At 69.6% G+C, this 17,120-nt stretch carries 19 protein-coding genes; 6 read left to right on the top strand and 13 right to left on the bottom strand.

Features of this window, described 5'->3' with window-relative positions; genetic code table 11:
• Position 1 precedes the first annotated feature (1 nt).
• The 13 genes from IG90_RS0123450 to IG90_RS39680 all read right to left on the bottom strand — a co-directional run bounded on the left by IG90_RS0123450 (position 2) and on the right by IG90_RS39680 (position 11,796).
• Entirely contained in the window at positions 2–1,003 is a 1,002-nt protein-coding gene (locus IG90_RS0123450) for a hypothetical protein (RefSeq protein WP_030587881.1), read from the bottom strand.
• Positions 1,004–1,115: 112 nt separating this feature from the next.
• Positions 1,116–1,550, bottom strand: coding sequence for a hypothetical protein (locus IG90_RS0123455; protein ID WP_157846344.1), 435 nt, complete (start codon positions 1,548–1,550; stop codon positions 1,116–1,118).
• A 113-nt stretch (positions 1,551–1,663) separates the two neighbouring features.
• Complete coding sequence (locus tag IG90_RS0123460; protein WP_139063503.1) at positions 1,664–2,539, bottom strand: DUF5753 domain-containing protein; 876 nt, start codon at positions 2,537–2,539, stop codon at positions 1,664–1,666.
• Positions 2,536–2,727, bottom strand: coding sequence for a DUF5999 family protein (locus IG90_RS46080; RefSeq protein WP_078585393.1), 192 nt, complete (start codon positions 2,725–2,727; stop codon positions 2,536–2,538). Before IG90_RS46080 ends, IG90_RS0123460 begins: the two co-directional genes overlap by 4 nt.
• Positions 2,728–2,746: 19 nt before the next feature.
• The gene (locus IG90_RS39675) at positions 2,747–3,196 is read right to left on the bottom strand and encodes a hypothetical protein (protein WP_051860231.1); all 450 of its coding nucleotides are present in this window, start codon (positions 3,194–3,196) and stop codon (positions 2,747–2,749) included.
• 18 nt (positions 3,197–3,214) lie between these two features.
• Complete coding sequence (locus IG90_RS0123470; RefSeq protein WP_030587893.1) at positions 3,215–4,456, bottom strand: cytochrome P450 family protein; 1,242 nt, start codon at positions 4,454–4,456, stop codon at positions 3,215–3,217.
• Positions 4,453–5,682, bottom strand: a complete 1,230-nt coding sequence (locus tag IG90_RS0123475) for a cytochrome P450 family protein (RefSeq protein WP_033894585.1) — start codon at positions 5,680–5,682, stop codon at positions 4,453–4,455. The genes IG90_RS0123470 and IG90_RS0123475 overlap by 4 nt, the downstream gene beginning before the upstream one ends.
• Positions 5,679–6,278, bottom strand: a complete 600-nt coding sequence (locus IG90_RS0123480; protein ID WP_030587898.1) for a GTP-binding protein — start codon at positions 6,276–6,278, stop codon at positions 5,679–5,681. Before IG90_RS0123480 ends, IG90_RS0123475 begins: the two co-directional genes overlap by 4 nt.
• Positions 6,259–6,618: a DUF742 domain-containing protein gene (locus tag IG90_RS0123485; protein ID WP_007490650.1), complete on the bottom strand. Its 360-nt coding sequence runs from the start codon at positions 6,616–6,618 to the stop codon at positions 6,259–6,261. Before IG90_RS0123485 ends, IG90_RS0123480 begins: the two co-directional genes overlap by 20 nt.
• Complete coding sequence (locus IG90_RS0123490) at positions 6,615–7,058, bottom strand: roadblock/LC7 domain-containing protein (RefSeq protein ID WP_030587903.1); 444 nt, start codon at positions 7,056–7,058, stop codon at positions 6,615–6,617. Before IG90_RS0123490 ends, IG90_RS0123485 begins: the two co-directional genes overlap by 4 nt.
• 2 nt (positions 7,059–7,060) lie before the next feature.
• Complete coding sequence (locus IG90_RS0123495; RefSeq protein ID WP_051860232.1) at positions 7,061–8,488, bottom strand: ATP-binding protein; 1,428 nt, start codon at positions 8,486–8,488, stop codon at positions 7,061–7,063.
• A gap of 163 nt (positions 8,489–8,651) precedes the next feature.
• Complete coding sequence (locus IG90_RS0123500) at positions 8,652–8,846, bottom strand: hypothetical protein (RefSeq protein ID WP_007490656.1); 195 nt, start codon at positions 8,844–8,846, stop codon at positions 8,652–8,654.
• 781 nt (positions 8,847–9,627) lie between these two features.
• Positions 9,628–11,796 (bottom strand): glycoside hydrolase family 15 protein, encoded by a 2,169-nt coding sequence (locus IG90_RS39680; RefSeq protein ID WP_030587912.1) that lies wholly within the window; start codon positions 11,794–11,796, stop codon positions 9,628–9,630.
• Between the two features lie 801 nt (positions 11,797–12,597).
• Here IG90_RS39680 and IG90_RS0123515 point away from each other — a divergent pair.
• The 6 genes from IG90_RS0123515 (at position 12,598) to IG90_RS0123540 (ending at position 17,043) form a co-directional block, all read left to right on the top strand.
• A complete protein-coding gene (locus IG90_RS0123515; RefSeq protein WP_030587915.1) occupies positions 12,598–13,056 on the top strand; it encodes an ATP-binding protein in 459 nt (152 codons plus the stop codon).
• Between the two features lie 83 nt (positions 13,057–13,139).
• Entirely contained in the window at positions 13,140–14,126 is a 987-nt protein-coding gene (locus IG90_RS0123520) for an aldo/keto reductase (protein ID WP_078508332.1), read from the top strand.
• A gap of 62 nt (positions 14,127–14,188) precedes the next feature.
• A complete protein-coding gene (locus tag IG90_RS0123525) occupies positions 14,189–14,599 on the top strand; it encodes a 6-pyruvoyl trahydropterin synthase family protein (protein WP_007490666.1) in 411 nt (136 codons plus the stop codon).
• Complete coding sequence (locus IG90_RS0123530; protein WP_051860234.1) at positions 14,596–15,327, top strand: 7-carboxy-7-deazaguanine synthase QueE; 732 nt, start codon at positions 14,596–14,598, stop codon at positions 15,325–15,327. Before IG90_RS0123525 ends, IG90_RS0123530 begins: the two co-directional genes overlap by 4 nt.
• 31 nt (positions 15,328–15,358) lie before the next feature.
• The gene (locus IG90_RS40790) at positions 15,359–15,934 is read left to right on the top strand and encodes a phosphoribosyltransferase (protein ID WP_051860235.1); all 576 of its coding nucleotides are present in this window, start codon (positions 15,359–15,361) and stop codon (positions 15,932–15,934) included.
• Positions 15,931–17,043: a glycosyltransferase family 4 protein gene (locus tag IG90_RS0123540; protein ID WP_030587929.1), complete on the top strand. Its 1,113-nt coding sequence runs from the start codon at positions 15,931–15,933 to the stop codon at positions 17,041–17,043. Before IG90_RS40790 ends, IG90_RS0123540 begins: the two co-directional genes overlap by 4 nt.
• The last annotated feature ends 77 nt before the right edge of the window (positions 17,044–17,120 follow it).

Genomic DNA, 17,120 nt, shown 5'->3' on the forward strand with positions numbered 1-17,120 from the left:
CTCAGGCGACGAGCTCCCCTGCGGCCAGGGGCTCGAAGGTCCGGCGCAGTGCTTCGACGAGCGCCGGCCGGGAGAGGACCACCTCCAGGGCGTGGTGGTCGCTGACGCCGGTCATGTCGATCACGTTGACGTCCTCGACGGCCTGCACGGTCCAGGCGTCCATATAGCCACGGTCGATGCGCCGACCGCCGCCCTGGCCGATGGCACGGTGCCCGGCGGTCGCGTTCAGGGCCTCCGGCTTGTCGTTGCGGCGGGCGGCGAAGCGAGCGGGGTCGTGCATGCCGCAGTCCGTCATCAACTCGTCCAGGAACGTACAGCTCTTCCACGTCCCGTCGGGCTGCCTGCGGGCTCGGTGCCGCCGGTGCACGAGGTCGGTGATGTCCGGTGAGGCCCAGTCGATCTCGGGTACGACCTCGCCGGTCGGCACCGGGTACTCGTTGGTGTCACCGAACAGCCAGCATCCGGCCCGGGAGCGGTCCGGGTCGCGGCCGTGCTGGGCTTTGACCTTGTCGACGAGGGCTGTCAGTTCCTCATACTCCCGCTCCCGGCCCTGGGGGGAGCAGAACGAGCCGTGGAAGGAGGCGGTGACGATCGGTGTCTCGGGCACGTCCGGCAGGCCGATGACCACGTTGGTGGGCGGAGTGCGCCAGATGAAGCGGTGCTCGTAGTCGGCGTGGATGGTGAACGTGCTCTCCCGGACGAGCAGACCGGTCGGGTTGCGGCCCTGCCCCAGCGGTGCACGGAAGCCCCGCATGCCCAGGGTGCGTTGGGCGGCGTCCCACCGCCGGGTCGCGGCGGCGATGTCCTCGGTGCTCGAGCGGGGCCCGGTCTGGGAGTACGTCAGCTCGGTGACCGCCAGCCAGTCCGGCCTCCTGGGCGCGAGGATTCCCTCGTACGCCTGGCGCCACCGTTCCGGTAACACACCAGGGGAGGGTTCCGGCCCGCCGTCGTGCTCGAGGTTGACCAGCATCAGACGCAGTTCGTCAGCGTGCGATGTCGTCATCGAAGCCCTTTCGCTGCATGCGGCGCACGGCCCCGGCTCGCCATGGCCTGGTAGGCCTGCCGGCGGGCGCGGCGCGTGGCCGCCTCGTGAGATGGATGCAAGGTGTGCACGGTCATGAGCGGTGTACCTCCTGCGGGTCGGGGAGGTGCCGCGTGGCCGCCGAGCCCGGATGACTCGGGTCCCAGGGAAAGAGGACGGCGGCGCTTGTCTTCCAGACCGACCAGTCCGGCCTGGGTTCACAGGCACGGTGGGATACCAGAACGGCTGTCTCGACGCGTCCGCCTTGGGCGAGTCCTCTCTCCAACTCGTCGACAGCGCGCCGCAATTCGGGAGAGCGGTCGCTGTCGCAGACCACCAGGATCCGGTCGGCCCAGCTCTGGTCCGGCATTTCGCCAACCGGATGGAACGGGACCCGATGATGGGCGGCCAGGGTTTCCGCCGGGGTCAGCGCGCCCGAGGGACCGGGCACCCCGATCACGCAGGTGATGGAGCCGCCGGCACTGGTGGCCGTGGCAAGCAAGTCCAGCGCATCGAGCACCTGCTGCACGGTCAACCGGTACGGAGGAGAGGGAGCCAAGAGCGTCTGAAGACGCTGCGCGGAGTACCCCGGGGCGGGCAGGGCGCACCCCGGTGGCTCAGTGAGAAACGTCGGCTCTGCCCTCACCGTGCCACCTCCTTCCGCGCAGCCACGGGGATGCGCACCGCTGCGGCCGCAGCAGCGAAGGCGTCCCGGGCTTCGCGCAGGCGGGCGAGGCTGGCTTTGGGGCTGAGGGCGTTGTTCAACGCGGCCTCCAAGAACCGATGCCGTGCTGCGCCGTGGTTGTGCCCGGTGGAGTAGATCGCGCCTTGGACCTCCTGCACGTAAAGGCGCTGCCGGGTCAGGAAGAGCTCGCTCAGGGTGCCGAGGGGAAGAACGAGGGGCGCGGCCAACGGGACGATGAGCATGCGAATGGAGCCGTCTGTGGCGGCCTCGAGGACGTGAGTGAGCTGGTTGCGCATGAGGACGGGGCCGCCGATGGCACGCATCAGGACGGACTCGTCCAGCAGGACGGTCATGGTCTTGCCGCAGTGGGCCGGAAGGCGGCGGGCCGCGGCTTCCGCCCTGCTCGGCGGGTGTCCGCCGTGCTGGACGGAGCGCCACACGGCGGCGTAGGCCGGAATCTGGAGGAAGCCGGGGATGAACCAGGCGCTGTAAGTGACGAGCGCGTGGGCGGCACGTTCACAGGCGCTCAGCCGCGACAGCCACCCCGGCCCTCCATCGTAGGTGACTTCCTGCCCCCGGGCTGCGTCGTCGAGGAGCCGCATCAGGACCTGAGCATGATGGGGTGCGGTGACGCCGTAGGCCTTCAGCAGCGCATCGACCATCACCTCGTCCGGACACAGATTCCCGGTCTCGATCTCGCGCGCGGTCGCACAGGGCTCGCTGAGAATGTCGGCGGTGCGGCTCAGCGGCAGGCCTTGCTCCTGGCGCAGCGTGCGCAGGTAGGTCCCCGTGACCAGTGCCCCGGCCGGCGCGAGATCCTCGGGCGTGCTCACGCCGCGGCCCCGGCGGTGCGGCATGGCGCGACGGTCCGTCCGTCAGGCAGAAGTTCGCCAGTGTCTTCGAAACGAACAATGCCGTTGCACAACAGGCTCCAGCCCTGTTCCGGATGGGAGGCCACGATGTGGGCCGTGTCGCGTTCGGGGGTGTTGGCCGCAGGGCAGGGCGGCTGGTGCAGGCACATCTGTCGACGTCCTTGTCGTCTATCGGATAGGCAGGCTGGTGGTGCGCCGATCCCGTCGATGGGGAGCGGGTGGCGGAGGTGTGCGGCCGTCGAGGGCGGCACGGAGGTCGTCCGGTCGGGTCGTGCCGCGGCCGGGCAGGACGACCCAGCGGACATCGCGGCCGGTGGTGATGAAGGCCGGCGGGACCGAGATGATCGTGCCGGGGCGCAGCAGGCGGCTCCCGCGAACCTCCCAGGAGCCGGGCGCCACAGCGCCGGGCTCCAGGAGGAAGAACCAGGTCCGCGTGTCGCTGTTGGCGAGGACCGGGCCGGAGTGGGGGCCAAGGATCTCGTGGGCGCTCGCGGCGCTGTCCGCGCCGGCCCGCACCGCGTCGAAGTACTGCCCGCACGGCAATCCGAGGGTTTGGACCTGGGGCACCCACGCTGGCTCCAGTGTGCTGTCGGCCCAGCCCCACGCGTTGTCGAACATCCTCGTGCCCCCTTTACATCAGGCCGCCGCGCCGGTGTTGCCGGCTTGGGCGGTGGTGAGGACGACGGGCAGTTCGCGGTAGTCGTTGCCGATGAACGACGGCTGGGGGAGCAGGCCGTCCTCGTCGGTGGCGAGCCGCAGGCGGGGGAAGCGGGCAAAGAGCGCCGGCAGGGCGACGCGGGCTTCGAGCCGGGCGAGGGGCGCGCCGAGGCAGAAGTGGATGCCGTGGCCGAAGGCGAGGTGCTGCCGATCGTCGCGGTCGATGTCGAAGTGATCGGGCTGGGGGTTGGTCTTCGGGTCGCGTCCGTGCGCGCCGAAGCCGATCAGGATGAGGTCGCCCTGGCGGATCGTGACGCCCTCGCCGAGGTCGATGTCGGCCGTGGCGTAGCGCAGCGGCAGGTGCATGATCGGGGGGTGTTTGCGCAGCGTCTCCTCGGTGACGTCGTCCCAGCGTGTGGGGTCGGCGATCGCGGCGGCGAGCTGGTCGGGGTGGGCGAGCAGTTCGACGACCGCGTGGTTGATCAGGGAGACGGCGGTCTCCGAGCCCGCCCCGATCATGAGGATGAGGGTGCTGACGAGTTCGTCCTCGCTGAGCCGGTCGCCATGGGTTTCGTGGGTGGCCAGCAGGATGCTGGTCATGTCGTCGCCCGGGGTGGCCCGCTTGGTGGCGATCAGAGTGCGCATCGCGGCGAACATGTCGTCGCGGATCTGGGCGGCCGTCTCGTCGGAGGCGCTGGTGTCCAGCACGGCGTCGATGACCCGCAACATCTCGGGCCGCTGCTCGTCCGGCACGCCGAAGAGGTCGCAGATCACCCGGGTGGGAACCGGGTAGGAGAAGACGGCCCGCAGGTTGACGGGCTGGTCCGGCTCCAGGGCCTCCATGGCGTCCAGGAGGCTGGTGACGATCGCCTCTACCGCGGGACGCATCGCCTCGATCCGGCGGGCGGTGAACGCACGGCCCACGAGGTCCTTCAGGCGCTTGTGGTCGGCGCCGTCGCTGGTGAACATGCTGACGACGTCGACCCAGGCGGCCAGCCACGGTATGGCGAAGGGCCGGTAGCCGGGCCAGCTCTTGCGGGCGTCCTTGGAGACCCGCGGGTCCACGAGCAGCGTCCGTGCGATGTCGCCGCGGGTGACGGACCAGGCGGTCAGGTTGCTGGGCATGGTGACGCGGACTGCGGGGCCCTGGGCGCGCAGCTGGTCGGCCTGCGCGTACAGGTGTCGTCCGGTGGTGTCGAGGGTGATCGGCGAGCTGGTCACGCGGTACCTCCTGCGGATGTGGTGGCGGTGAGGACATCGGCGGGCTGCTTGCGGAAGCTGACGTTCAGCGAGACGGGGCACTGGTGGAACGGGCCCGGCCGGTTGGGGACGTCGGGGTCGGTGAGGTCGAGGTCCCAGAGGCGGTCCAGGATCGTCTCGATGGCGGTCTGGGCGATGACGCTGGCCTGGCCGTCGGCCGGGCAGCGGTGCGGGCCGGCCGACCAGGCCAGGTGCGAGCGGTTGTCGTAGCCGAGGCCGGGCGGCAGCGCGGGGTCGGTGCCGGTGGCCGCGTGACTGATGAGGACCGGCTCGCCTTCGGGGATGGCGACGCCGTGCAGCATGGTGGCGTGACGGGCGAAGTGGGCGCTGAAGTTTGCCATCGGGCTGCGGGTCCACAGCACCTTCTCCATGGCGCGTCGGACGGTGACGGTGCCGCCGGCGAGGTCGCCGGCGTAGGTGTCGTCCTCCAGGAGCAGGCCCAGGCCGGAGGCGATCCACGCCGCAGTGGGGATGGTGCCGGCGCCGACGAAGCAGAAGAGCTGGTGGACCATCTCCTCATCGGTGAGGCGGGCGGGATGGGCGAGCATCCAGGACGTGAAGTCGGCACCGGGCCGCTGCTTCTTCGTCTGGATGAGCTCGAAGAGGATCCGCGCGAAGTCCTCCGCCGCCTGCGCGGCCGCAGCACCGGCGCTGATGATGCCCTGGCATGCGGTGACCATCCGCCCGGCCAGCTGGGTCGGGCAGCCGAGGATGTCGGCGAAGATCAGCAGCGGCAGGGTGTCGGCGAAGTCGACCATCAGGTCGGCGTGCCCGCGGGGGGCGATCCGGTCGATGAGCCAGTTGGCGTGGGCCTGGGTGGTCTCGCGCAGCATGTGGACGTCGACGCGGGCCAGGCACTCCTCCAGGGCGATGCGCAGCCGCTCATGGCGCTGCCCGTCGGCGTACAACAGGCTGGGGCGGAAGGCCATGAGGGCCAGGACCGGGCTGTCCGGCGGGACCCGGCCGTTGTTGAGCGCGGCCCAGCGGCGGTTGTCCTTGCTGTAGGTGGCCGTGTCGTTGAGCAGGGTGATCGCGGCCCGGTGGCTGGTGACGACCAGGGCGTACACGTTCTCCGCGATCTCGGCCCAGCCGACGGGCCCGGCGGCCCGCAGTTCGGCGTAAGCGTCCTGGGGCCGCAGTGCGAAGCCGTCGCCGAACAGGCGAGGCGGGCGCGGGGAAGCAGTCATTGGGCGGGCTCCAGGCGGGGGTGGGTGAGGATGTCGGTGACCAGGGCGATCAGGCCTTCTTTCGCCGAGTGGCGGAAGCGGGCGTCCAGCCACACCAGCGGGCGGTCGTCGGCCATGGTCAGGGAGTCGCGGATCTCGGCGTCGCTGTAGCGGGGCGCGCCTTCCTCTGCGAAGTGGTTGATCGCGACGGTGTACGGCAGGCCGGCGGACTCCAGCAGGTCGATCGCGTCGAAGCTCTCCTCGATGCGGCGGGTGTCGACGAGGACGAGGCCGCCCAGAGCGCCGTCGAGCAGGGAGCGGACCATACGGTGGAAGCGCGGCTGGCCTGGGGCACCGAAGAGGTAGAGCACGATGTCCTCAGCCAGCGTGACGCGCCCGAAGTCCATCGCGACAGTGGTGGTGGTCTTGTCCTTCATGCCGCCGAGGTCGTCAATGAGTTCCCCGGCCTTGGTCATCTGCTCTTCGGTGCGCATGGGGCGGATTTCCGAGACCGCACCGACCAGGGTGGTCTTGCCCACCGCGAACGGACCGAGGACGACCACCTTGACTGAGCGGGCCCCGGCCGACACATAGCGGTCAGAGCTTCTGTAGTCCATCCAAAACCCTTCTCAGGAAGTCCTCATCGTGCTGCTCCGCAGCGGGAACGAACGGTGCACGGGCGACCAGGTGACCGCTGTCGACGAGACCGGAGACGACGACCTTGGTGACAGCCCCGGGCAGTTCGAGGTGGACGGCGACCTCGGACACGGCCAGGACGCCGGGAAGGCACAGGTCCATCACCCGGTACGCCTGTGCACCCAGGCCGGCCAGTGGCACATTGGGGTCGGCGATCAGCAGGGTGGCCTCGTCCAGCGTGGTGCGCGAGGGTGTGGCGCGGCCGCCCGTGGCGGTGTAGGACCGCACCATTCCGCGCCGCTGGCGCCCGTGCGCGGTCATACGGTGCTGCTCCGCTCGCGGGCGCCGAGCACCGGGCGCAAGCCCTGGATCATCTTCAGCGTGGCCGTGATGGCGAGTGAGGCCTCCTTGCTGAGCGCGTCGCCTCGCACGGAGACACCGACTCCGGTGCGCTCGCCCGCCGCGAACAGCAGCACGGTGGCGTCCTTCAGATCGCTGACGACGTGCCGCATGACCAAGGAGCTCTTGCTCTGGTCGGGGTATCCACAGAACGCGCCGAGGTCGGCCTGCAGAGACTTGACGCCGGAGAGGGCGGCTGCCGTGCGCTCCGCGTCGTCGCGTGTCAGGTCGTCCGACTTGGCGATCACCAGTCCGTCGCTGGAGAACAGGACTGCGTGCATGACGCCCGGCTCCCCGCACAGTCGGTTCAGGGCCCAGGTCATGTCGGTGGAGTCGGCGGTGTGCTGATCGGCGGTGGTCACTGTCACAGTCCTTCGGGTTCGGTATCGGTGGCCTCATAGCCCGTGCGGAAGGCCTGGTGCAGGCTGTCGAAGCCCGCGGTCAGGGCATCAGGGTCGGCGGAATCGGTCAGCGCCTCTTGGGTGGGCCCTTGAGGCGCGGGCATCAGGTGTTGTGGCGTGCGTTTGGGCAGGCCCGAGACTGTGGTTCGCGACGCCGGGCGCGCCGTGGCCTCCGCCGGCGCAGACGCGGAAGGTCCGGGTGCTGGGGCCGCGAGCGCTGCAAGGGGTGCGCTGGGCGCGACCGGTGCCTGTTCGGGCTCTGCCGTCCTCGGGGGCTCGCCCATCAGGGCGCTGGGGACCAGGAGTGCGGCCTTGACCCCACCGCTCGCTGAGGGGGCACCCACGTCGACGCGGAACTTGTAGTCGTAGGAGAGACGCCCGATGACGGCGAACCCGAGCTTGCGCTCGTCCTCGAGGCCCGCCGCGTCCAGCAGAACCTTGTGGGACAGAAGCCGTTCGGCGTGGGCGAGTTGGTACGGGTTCATGCCCAGGCCCGTGTCCTCCACGACGATGCGATAGCCGGCCTGGACCCGCTGGACGTAGACCGTCACCTCGTCGCTGGAGTAGGTGGTCGCGTTGATCATCAGCTCGGCGAGGGCGACAGCGATGGGCTCGACGACCCGGCCCTCGACATACTGCTCGCCGACGTCGGGCAGGTAGGTGTAGTTCACCCGGTCGTACGGGCCGATGCGTCCGCGCGCGCTCTCGATGATCTCGCGGAAGGTGGCGTTCGCTCGCTGAGTGCCGGGCCATGAACCGGCGAGAATCCGCAGGCGCTGGACCATGTGCAGGGCTCGCGTAGCGAAGTGGTCGATCTCGATCAGGCTCTGGTGGTAGGTGCTGGCTTGCGAGTGCTTGCCCAGCTCCTCATCGATCTTCATCTGCAGCTTGGTCAGGAAGGTCTGGACTTCGTCCGCGGTTCCGCGGACGCCGGCCCGGGCCGAGCGGCCGATGCCCTCATGGGTCACGGCCACGGCCTCGCGCACCATCTCCACGACCGCCTGGTGGAGCTTGTCGAACTCGGTACCGGACAACATCTCGCTGGCCAGGCCGGGGACCAAGACACCCGGGTGTCGCCGGGCCTCCGCATCGACCACCGCCGGCAAACGCTGCTCCACCAGGTGGTGGAACTCTTCACGGAGGGCCTCGTACCAGCTCCAGTTCGTGGTGAGCTGCTCCTGCAGCGCCTCTTGCTCGGCGGCCGCCTGCCGTCGGACCTCGCCCACTTTCTGGTCCGTCGCCGCGTCGGCCTTGGTGGCGCGCTCCTCCGCAGCCAGGCGGTCCCGGATTGCCTGACGCTTACCGCGGGTCTGGAGGACGAGCGCGCCGGAGACAGCGGTGAGTCCACCACCCAGCGCTATCTCGGCCACAACGTGCGGGAAGAGATTCATGACAGTCCTTCAGGTGCGGGGGCATGGCGGGTGCAGAAGCCGCGGTGGCACGGCTGGCGGGCACCGTGCGGGAGGAAGGCCGCCGGGACGGGCCTCACCGAGCGCTGCGGCCACGGGGGGAGGCCTTCACGCTCGGGGGTGCGCACCCGTCCCGGCGACCGGTCTAGGGGGAGATGCCGCCGATGACGTCCGCAACGCCCTGGACGGCTTCGCTGATGGTGGGGGCCAGTGTGGAGTCGTGCAGGTAGAACCCGAGCAGCACGGCGGCCACCGCGTGCGAGGGCCTGAGCCCTGACTTCCTGACGAGCAGCACCACGACGACGCCGAGGACGACCACGAGCGGCAGAGTGAGAAACACGCGGATCCTTCCTCACGCGGCCACCATCCTCAACTGAGCACGGCTGGCACTGAGTTGCTGGTGGAGGCTGCCGGGCGAGGTGGTGGGAAACGACGTCTCGTACGGCAGTAACCAGAACCGACGGGGACACCGGGGCCATCCCGACCCGTACGCCGCGCCGCAGACCCAAGAGTCCCGCAAGCACTGGGAATGCGCGGCGCCCCAGCGGTGGCTGGTGCCGGCCTCCACGGGGATGAACATGGATCCGTGGGCCGGGCAGCAGAGCACCGGACCTACGGGCTCCCCCTCGGAACGCAGTGCCTCGAGTGCGGGCATCCCCACGCGCAGCGCGGTGACAACGACGTCAACGCCCGTAGCAGCTTCCGCTCGCGGCCGGGGGCTTTCCGCGAACTGGACGTGCCAGGGAAGGCGAGTGGCCAGGATCATCGGAACTCCATCAGCGGCAACGTGGACGGTTCGACAGGCGGAATGATCGTGAATCCAGCGTGATGCGTTTCGCGTGCCACCGATACGCCAAACTGCCGCCACTTCTTCGCCACTTCGCAGTCGCGGACAGTGATCGACGGACTCAGGAGGCCAGAACAGACGGCGCGAATCGGACGATCTCTCCTCGTGGGCTCTGCAGCTGCGCATAAGGGCGACGGTGTCGCCACTTGTTCGCCACTTCCCAGCTTCCTCTTGACGCAGCGGCGGAACTCCGGTAACGAGCGGCTTCCGTGTCCTGCCTCACCTACCCGGCTCCCCCTCACAGTGGGCGTTGGAGCGAAAGGGGTGCGGCGGTTCATGACACCGTCCCGGCGGACAAGACGGGGGCCGGATCGATGCGATTTGGGCGGGTGGACACGGGCCCCGTCATCAACACCACACGGAGGATGGCCAAGTGGCTGAAGCCCTGAGGGAAGTTCCCCAACTGGCGTCTGGCGCGCAGGTCGTACTCCTCGGCGAGCAGGCCCACCTCGTTGCGCAGTGAAAGCAGACGCTCGCGGACCGCGGCGGCCTCCTCATGGCGGCCAATCCTGTCGAGCGACTCGGCCAGCCAGCCGGTGCAGATCACGAAGTAGCCCTCGTCGCCGGCCAACCCGTCAACGCCGGCGCCTTCGCCCTCGGTCCGGTACCGCAGCACCAGCCCACCGGTGGTGCTCAGTTCGTTCTGAACCGACTCGACCGTGCCAATGACCCGTTTGTCCTCTGCGGGCAGGAAACCGCTGAGTATGGCGTGCAGGAGCGACGCGTCGAGCGTGCTCCCCCCGTAGTACTGGGTGAAGGTGTTCCGCTCGGCGTCGTACCCGTTCTCACACACCTCACGGTGGATCGTCTCGCGCAGCGCCTTCCACCGCTCGAGCGGGCCGGTGGCGTAGCCGAGTTCGATGAGCCGGACGGCCCGGGCTACGGCGACCCACGCCATGATGGCGGAGTGCGTGAACCGGCGGCGCGGCCCACGAATCTCCCAGATGCCCATGTCAGGCTGGTCCCAGAGCGTCTCCAGCTCCGTGACGAGCTCCACGATGATGGCGGCGATGCCGGGCGCCTCGTCTGGGCAGGCGAGTGCGATCTCGTAGAGCGCGTCGGCGACCTCGCCGTAGACATCGATCTGGAGCTGGCCAGCTGCATCGTTGCCGATCCGGACCGGCGCCGAGCCCTCGTATCCAGGGAGCCAGGGCAGTACCTTCTCGCGCAGGTCGGATTCGCCGCCGATCCCGTACATGATCTGCCGACGGCCTGGGGTGCCGGCGCAGGCACGCACCAGCCAGTCTTTCCAGGCGAGAGCCTCGGCCAGGTACCCAAAGCGCGCGAGGATACTGGCGATGAACGCGTCGTCACGCAGCCATGCGTAGCGGTAGTCCCAGTTGCGGACGCCGCCGAGCTCCTCCGGCAGTGACGTGGTCGGCGCGGCCACGATCGCCCCGGTCGGGCTGTAGATGAGAGCCGCAAGGGTCAGCAGGGAGCGGACTGCCGTAACCCGGTCCGGGCCGGTGTAGGTGCAGCGAGCCACCCACGCCTCCCAGTGGTCGAGGGTGTGCTTCAGCAGGGCATCGGGGGACGGATGCGGCGGAGGGCTATCGGCGCCCTCCCGCCACGAGAGCGCGAACGAGACCTGCTCTCCTTCGACGACGGTGAAGTCGGTGTGAATGTCGCCGGCGTTGACCTGGACGGGCCTGGTGGTGTTGAGCCAGAGCCGCCCATCGCCGTCCCCACCGGGCACGACGGCGAGACGTTTGTCGTCGATACGTTCGAGCCGGGGGACGGTGCGCCCATATCCGGGCCGGGCCCGAAGCAGCGAGCGCATCGTGACCTGCCCCTGCATCCCGGTCACAATGCGGACGACCTGCGGCGCTTCGTCGCCCGGGACCATGAAATCGGTGACCTTCACCGTGCCGGACTCGGTGGTCCACTCCGTTTCCAGGACCATCGTGTCACCCACGTACCGGCGGACCGCGACGGGCGCGGAGACGCCATTCGGGAGGATGGCGGGAGCGATCTGCCAAAAGCCGTGCTCGGAGGTGCCGAGGAGACGGGTGAAGACAGCAGCCGAGTCGAACCGCGGCAGGCACAACCAGTCGATGCTGCCATCCAGGCGGACCAGAGCAGAGCCCCTCTGGTCGCCGAGCAGGCTGTAGTCCTCGATCCGCCCCGCATTGCCGTCCACCCCTGGTGCTCCGGTGGCCACACACAGGCGGAGACCCCCGGGCTCGCTCCGGTTCACGAGCAGCCCGTCGGCAAGAAGCGGCCGGCACACCCGCGCCATCCGACGCGCGCCGAGGCCATGCCGATGGGCGAGCAGCCCGACGGGCAGTGGTGTGCCAGCCCGGTAGCGCCCGGAGCGGATTCCGTCACGGATCTCCCGCACGAACTTCCTGTCCTTCGGGTGCGCCTCGTTCGGGCGCAGGCGCCGAGTCGCCCCGCGGCGCGGTACGGCGATCTCGCCGTCCGCGTCCAGCTCACGCAGCACAGCTCGGGTCACCTTCACCGACTGGCCTATACGGTGCGCCAGTTCCTCAACAGGTGGCAGCGCCTTGCCGTACGGGTGCTCCCTGACGAAGCCCCGTAGCGCGGCGCACGCCTCGTTCAGGCCCTTTTGCGCGGTGGCGGGCGTCACGCGGCCACCGCCTGGGCGCGAGCGGTGCCTTCGAAAGCGACCCGCCGCAACGCGGTGGGGTCCTTCGCCAGTAAGGCCGCCGTCTGCACGACGGCAGCAACCGCCGACCGGCGGCGGCGCAGAGCATGGAACACGGTCACTCCGAGGGGACGTGGGTTGCGACGGTGGGGGCCGGTGGTCACCGCGGTCGTCAGGCAACGACGGACCGGGCGCGTCTTCCGCACGGCTGTTCCAGCACCGGGATGGGCGCGCTGGCCCTCTCGCCACCCGGCCGGGAAGCGAGCACGCGCACCGAACGGTGAGCTGCGCGCCGGCGGTGAATCGCAAGCCCCTGCCAGCGCGTGGCCTCCCCGCCCAGAAGTGCGCGGGGAGGCCACGTGCTGGTCCATCTCCACGATGACGGTGATCTCTTCGCATCGGTACGCCAAACCGTCGCCACTTCTTCGCCACTTGGGCGGGGGACAGCCTCAAGCCGGACTCTCATTTGTCATGTTTTGCCGTTCTTTCCTGGAGTGGAATTCCGTGTCGCGGGGCGCGAAGTGGCGAAGAAGTGGCGACGGTTTGGCGTACCGATGCCGCTCGTCTTCCGCCACCGTTGAGGCAGGCCGCGATCGTGGCCACGCCCCAGGGCGTCTCGAACACGAGGAGACGAGGGTGCCCTCAACAACCGCCGAGCTGATCCGTGACCGGAGCCTCGGAGAGCTGGTGAGACACAGCAACGTCGAACTCGCCGGCCTCGACGCCCCGCAGCGCGTGGCCCGCGCGGCAGTCCACGACGCGCTGGACGGCGATGCCGATGACGCCTTGCTGGACGACCTGGACATCGTCGCCAGCGAGGTCGTCACCAATGCCCTGAAGCACACACCTGGAGCGGTCCGGATGCGCCTGGAGATCTACGAGCGGGGCGTGGCCATGGGCGTGATCGACCGCGGCGCCGACTTCGACGCGCTCACCGTGGCCCCGGCCAACGAAGACCCCGCGGCGCTCATCGAGGCCACCAGCGGCCGCGGTCTGCTCATCGTCAGCTGCCTCACCCGGTGCCTGAAAGTGGAGCCGGCCACCGACGGAAAGATGGTCACTGCCATCCTCGACCGTCCGGCAGGTGCGCGGTGACGGGCGAACACACCCTCACACCTCGGCACCTCGGCCGAGGCCTGAGGGCTCATCCGCTGGGCGTCAACACCGGATCCATAGGCATGACGGATGAGCGAGAACTGGGAAACCCCTCCAACGACGGCCGACTGCTCGACGGCCTACGCCGTGCGGTGGAGCTCGGCGCCAACCTCCTGGACACGGCCGACTCCTACGGAGCAGGCCGAGCGGAACGGATACTCGAACGGATCCTGCGCGAGTACCGCAATGAACGTCTGATCGTGAGCAGCAAGGTCGGACGCATCCGCGGATCCGCACCGCACGCCTACGCCGACCGCAACATCCACCGACAGTTCCAGCAGACCCGCGACAACCTGTACGTCGACCAGGTCGACATCTACACCCTCGACTCCTGGGACTTCGGCCCCCAGGACCGTTACCTGGGCGGCGCCATCGACCAGGTGCGCACATTGCAGGAACTGGGAGACATCAAGGCCATCGGCATGCGCGGCCCGTACATCCACTACGGAGCGACACTCGCCGAGCGCAGCGCGTGCGCGGAGCGCTTTCTCTACCTCTTCCGTCTCATCAAGCCGGATGTCATCTGGACCCGGTTCAACGCCCTCACGCCGGTGATCTCCCTGGAAGGCGAAGACCTGTTCGGCTTCACCGCCCGCCACAGAGTCGGCGTCATCCTCGCCGCGCCACTGGCCCATGGACTGCTCACTGGCAAGACACTGCCCAGCGCCATGCCCCGTCTCGGTCCCTCTGGCTCAGCGCCGAGCGGCCGCGCCTTGTCCCCGCGGGCGCTAGAGGCCATCTCTGCCGGCCTCCGCACACTCCGCGACCACTTCGGCGACGCGCCCGGCGTCTTGACCCGGCTCGCTCTGCGGTCATGTCTGCAGAAGGCCGACCACGGCGCAGCAGTCGTCGGCTTCACACACGAGGACCAGATCACCGAGAACTTCCGCTGCCTCGGCCCACCCCTCACGTCCACCGAGCTCGCCCTGGTCGACGAGGTCTACGCCCAGATCCGCACAGGGATAGAGGGATCGACCGAGGGACAAGGCGCGCGCAGGGCCAGGGTCTGACCCCGCCGCGCGCACCAGCCCGCCAGCGCCCACCCCGCATGGAGACACGGAGGACGACGACCATGAAACAGGCCCCGGACGGGACCTTCACCATCAGCAAGCGATTCGCTTTCGACGCTGCGCACCAGCTCACCAGCCTCGGGCCGGACCACGTGTGCGCCCGCCTGCACGGGCACGGCTACCGCGTCGAAGCGGTCCTGTCCTGCACCGAGGACGAACTCGTACCACCGGGATTCGTCGTCGACTTCAAGGACCTCGAGCCGCTCGCGCGGTACATCAAGGACACGCTCGACCACCGAAACCTGAACGAGGTGCTCGACTTCGAGCCGACCTCGGAACTGCTCGCCCGCCATCTCGCCCACTGGTTCCTCACCCACTTCACCCCCGCCGTCGCGGAGCGGTTGATCCAGATGCGCGTCAGCGAGACCGAGAAGACCTGGGCCACCTACACCCCGAACCGGAGGACGGCGTGACTGCCAACCTGCTGCTGGACACGGACCACGAGTTCGAGCTGATCATCGCCTACACCTTCGGCGACACCCAGCCCACCTTCCAGGGCGAGGGCCCGAGCGCCGGCACGCCCGCCGTCTTCATCCGCCTGTCGCGCTGCAACCTCACCTGTGGCTACTGCGACACCAAGGAGACCTGGGACTGGGCCAACTACGACATCAAGAAGGAGTCCCACAAGCGCACCGTCGACGACCTCGCTGCCTGGGCCCTCGCTCAGGATGTCGAGCTGGTCGTGATCACCGGCGGCGAACCGCTGCTGCAGCAGAAGAAGCTCGTCCCCCTCGTCCAGCGCCTCCTCGCCGGCGGCAAGCGCATCGAGTTCGAGACGAACGGGACCATCGCCCCCCTCCCGGAACTCCTTATCGACGGCGTGCAGTTCAACGTCTCGCCCAAGCTCGCCAACTCCGACGTCGCCGAGCACAAGCGCATCGTCCCGGTGGCACTGCGCGCCTTCGCCGCGAGCGGTCAGGCGATCTTCAAGTTCGTCACCCGCACCGTCGACGAGCTCGACGAGATCGCCTCCTACGCCGAGCAGTTCGGGCTCGCCCCGATCTATGTCATGCCGGAGGGCACCACCGCGGAGGGGCTCGTGGCCACGACCCGTCTGCTGGCCGACCACGTCCCCGCCCGCGGCTGGCACTTCACCCAGCGGATGCACATCTTCGCCTTCGGCGACAAGCGCGCCCGCTGACCCGACTGCCTTCCCCCTTCGGAGGACTCACGTGACCCAGCCCCTCACCCGTACCGAGAGTGCGCCCGTGCAGCGCGTCTTCGAGCACAAACGCATCTGGAACCTGGACCAGGAGGCCTTCCAGACGGCCGCCGCTCTGATCGCCGCCCACGAGCCCCGCCCCGACGCCGTGATTGGCATCGCCCGCGGCGGCGTCCCGCTCGCCCGGGAACTGGCGACGCACTTCGGCGTCGAGGCCATCGAGATCACCGCCCGGCACAACACCACCGACGACCTCTACCTGGAGGCCACCGGCCGCGTGCAGCTGTCCACCACGACCGCCGATGCCCTCGGCCGACTGGCGTCCGGGCAGCGGCTCCTGGTCGCCGACGACATTTGCGGCACCGGCGCCACCTTCAAGGCCGTCCTGCCCTTCCTCACCGAGCGCCTCGCCCCCGGCCAGCTGCGCAGCGCTGTGCTGTGCCGCAGCCGGGCGGCCGACTTCACTCCCGACACCTGGGTGTGGGACACCCTCGACTGGGTCCTCTTCCCCTGGAACGAGCCGACCGACCAGCACACCGAAGACCTTGCGGCGCCCGCCGCCGTGCGGACGAAGGAGTCGCTGTGAGCACGATCGCGTTCTGCCTGCTCACCTACCGGCCCGACCACCCCTCGGGCATCGAGCGAAGCATCGCCGCCCTCGTCGAGGGCGTACGCCGGCTCGGCCACACCCCCCTCATCCTGGCGGCCGGCCCCGCCTCGCCCAGCGACGTCGCCGAGCCGGGCATGGTCCGGTTGGACTCGGTCCGCCTCCCCCGTCCCGCCCTCAACGACGACGTCCTGCGGGCCCTCGCCGACCCGCAGCCGGTCATCGAGGAAGTGCGCGGCATCCTCGCCCGCCACCAGGTGGACGCGGTGTGCTGGGCGGACACCTTGTGGGGCCTGGGCTACCTGAACCCGGTGCCGGACGGCGTCCGCTCTGCCCTCATGGTTCACAAGATCCGCCGCAGCAGCGAGGACCGCTGGCAGCAAGCCCTGGCCGCCGTCGACGTGGTGTGCCCGGCCAGCGACTACCTCGCCGCGGAAGGCGCGCAGGCCGGCCTGGACACCAGCCGTTGGGTGACCGTCCCCAACGCGCTGCTCACCGACCCCGCACCCGTGCCCGCGGACCAGCGCGAAGCGTTGCGAGCCGCCGGACCCATTCGCATCGCCTCCCGCGTGGAGCCTGCCAAGGGCCTGGCCGAGCTCCTCAAGGCCATGCCCGCCGACTGGGGGCGGCCGATTGAACTCGTACTGGCTGAAGCCGACTTCGAGTTCTTCCCCGGCATGCAGCGCGACGTCATCGCCGCCTGCAAGGAACAGCAGGCCGCCCGGCCCGAGCTGATCCGCATCCTGCCCGCGCTCGGCTGGCGCGAGGTCCCGCAGTTCCTCGCCGGAGCCGCCGCAACCGTCATTTCCTCCACCGAACCCGAAACCTTCTGCCACACCGCCGCCGAAGCCCTCTCCGTCGGCACACCCGTGATCACCTTCGACTTCGGCAACGTGCCGGGCATGGCGGGTCCCGCCGGCCGCGCCGTCCCCCTCGAGCACGGCGCGGACGCCCTGTGGAAGGCCCTGCGCGCCCTGCTGACCAGCCACGACGACTACCGGGCCGCCAGCCAGTCCGCCCCCGACCGTGTCGCCGCCTTCAACCCGGCCGCAGCCGCCCGGACGCTGCTGGCCGCACTGCAGATCTGACGCGATCAGTCTCCGCCTTGCCGCACGGGCGCGCCGTGCGGTCCCGTCGCTCCCTTCCCACGGACAAGAGGAGGGCC

Origin of the sequence: Streptomyces anulatus (genome assembly GCF_000721175.1) — a bacterium.
GTDB classification, from domain to species: domain Bacteria; phylum Actinomycetota; class Actinomycetes; order Streptomycetales; family Streptomycetaceae; genus Streptomyces; species Streptomyces anulatus_C.

Bases quoted from the DNA above. Each gene is read 5' to 3' on its own strand.
- IG90_RS0123450 (WP_030587881.1), bottom strand. From the start codon at position 1,003: ATGACGACATCGCACGCTGACGAACTGCGTCTGATGCTGGTCAACCTC.
- IG90_RS46080 (WP_078585393.1), bottom strand. From the start codon at position 2,727: ATGTGCCTGCACCAGCCGCCCTGCCCTGCGGCCAACACCCCCGAACGC.
- IG90_RS39675 (WP_051860231.1), bottom strand. From the start codon at position 3,196: ATGTTCGACAACGCGTGGGGCTGGGCCGACAGCACACTGGAGCCAGCG.
- IG90_RS0123475 (WP_033894585.1), bottom strand. From the start codon at position 5,682: ATGACTGCTTCCCCGCGCCCGCCTCGCCTGTTCGGCGACGGCTTCGCA.
- IG90_RS0123480 (WP_030587898.1), bottom strand. From the start codon at position 6,278: ATGGACTACAGAAGCTCTGACCGCTATGTGTCGGCCGGGGCCCGCTCA.
- IG90_RS0123485 (WP_007490650.1), bottom strand. From the start codon at position 6,618: ATGACCGCGCACGGGCGCCAGCGGCGCGGAATGGTGCGGTCCTACACC.
- IG90_RS0123495 (WP_051860232.1), bottom strand. From the start codon at position 8,488: ATGAATCTCTTCCCGCACGTTGTGGCCGAGATAGCGCTGGGTGGTGGA.
- IG90_RS0123520 (WP_078508332.1), top strand. From the start codon at position 13,140: ATGACGGATGAGCGAGAACTGGGAAACCCCTCCAACGACGGCCGACTG.
- IG90_RS0123525 (WP_007490666.1), top strand. From the start codon at position 14,189: ATGAAACAGGCCCCGGACGGGACCTTCACCATCAGCAAGCGATTCGCT.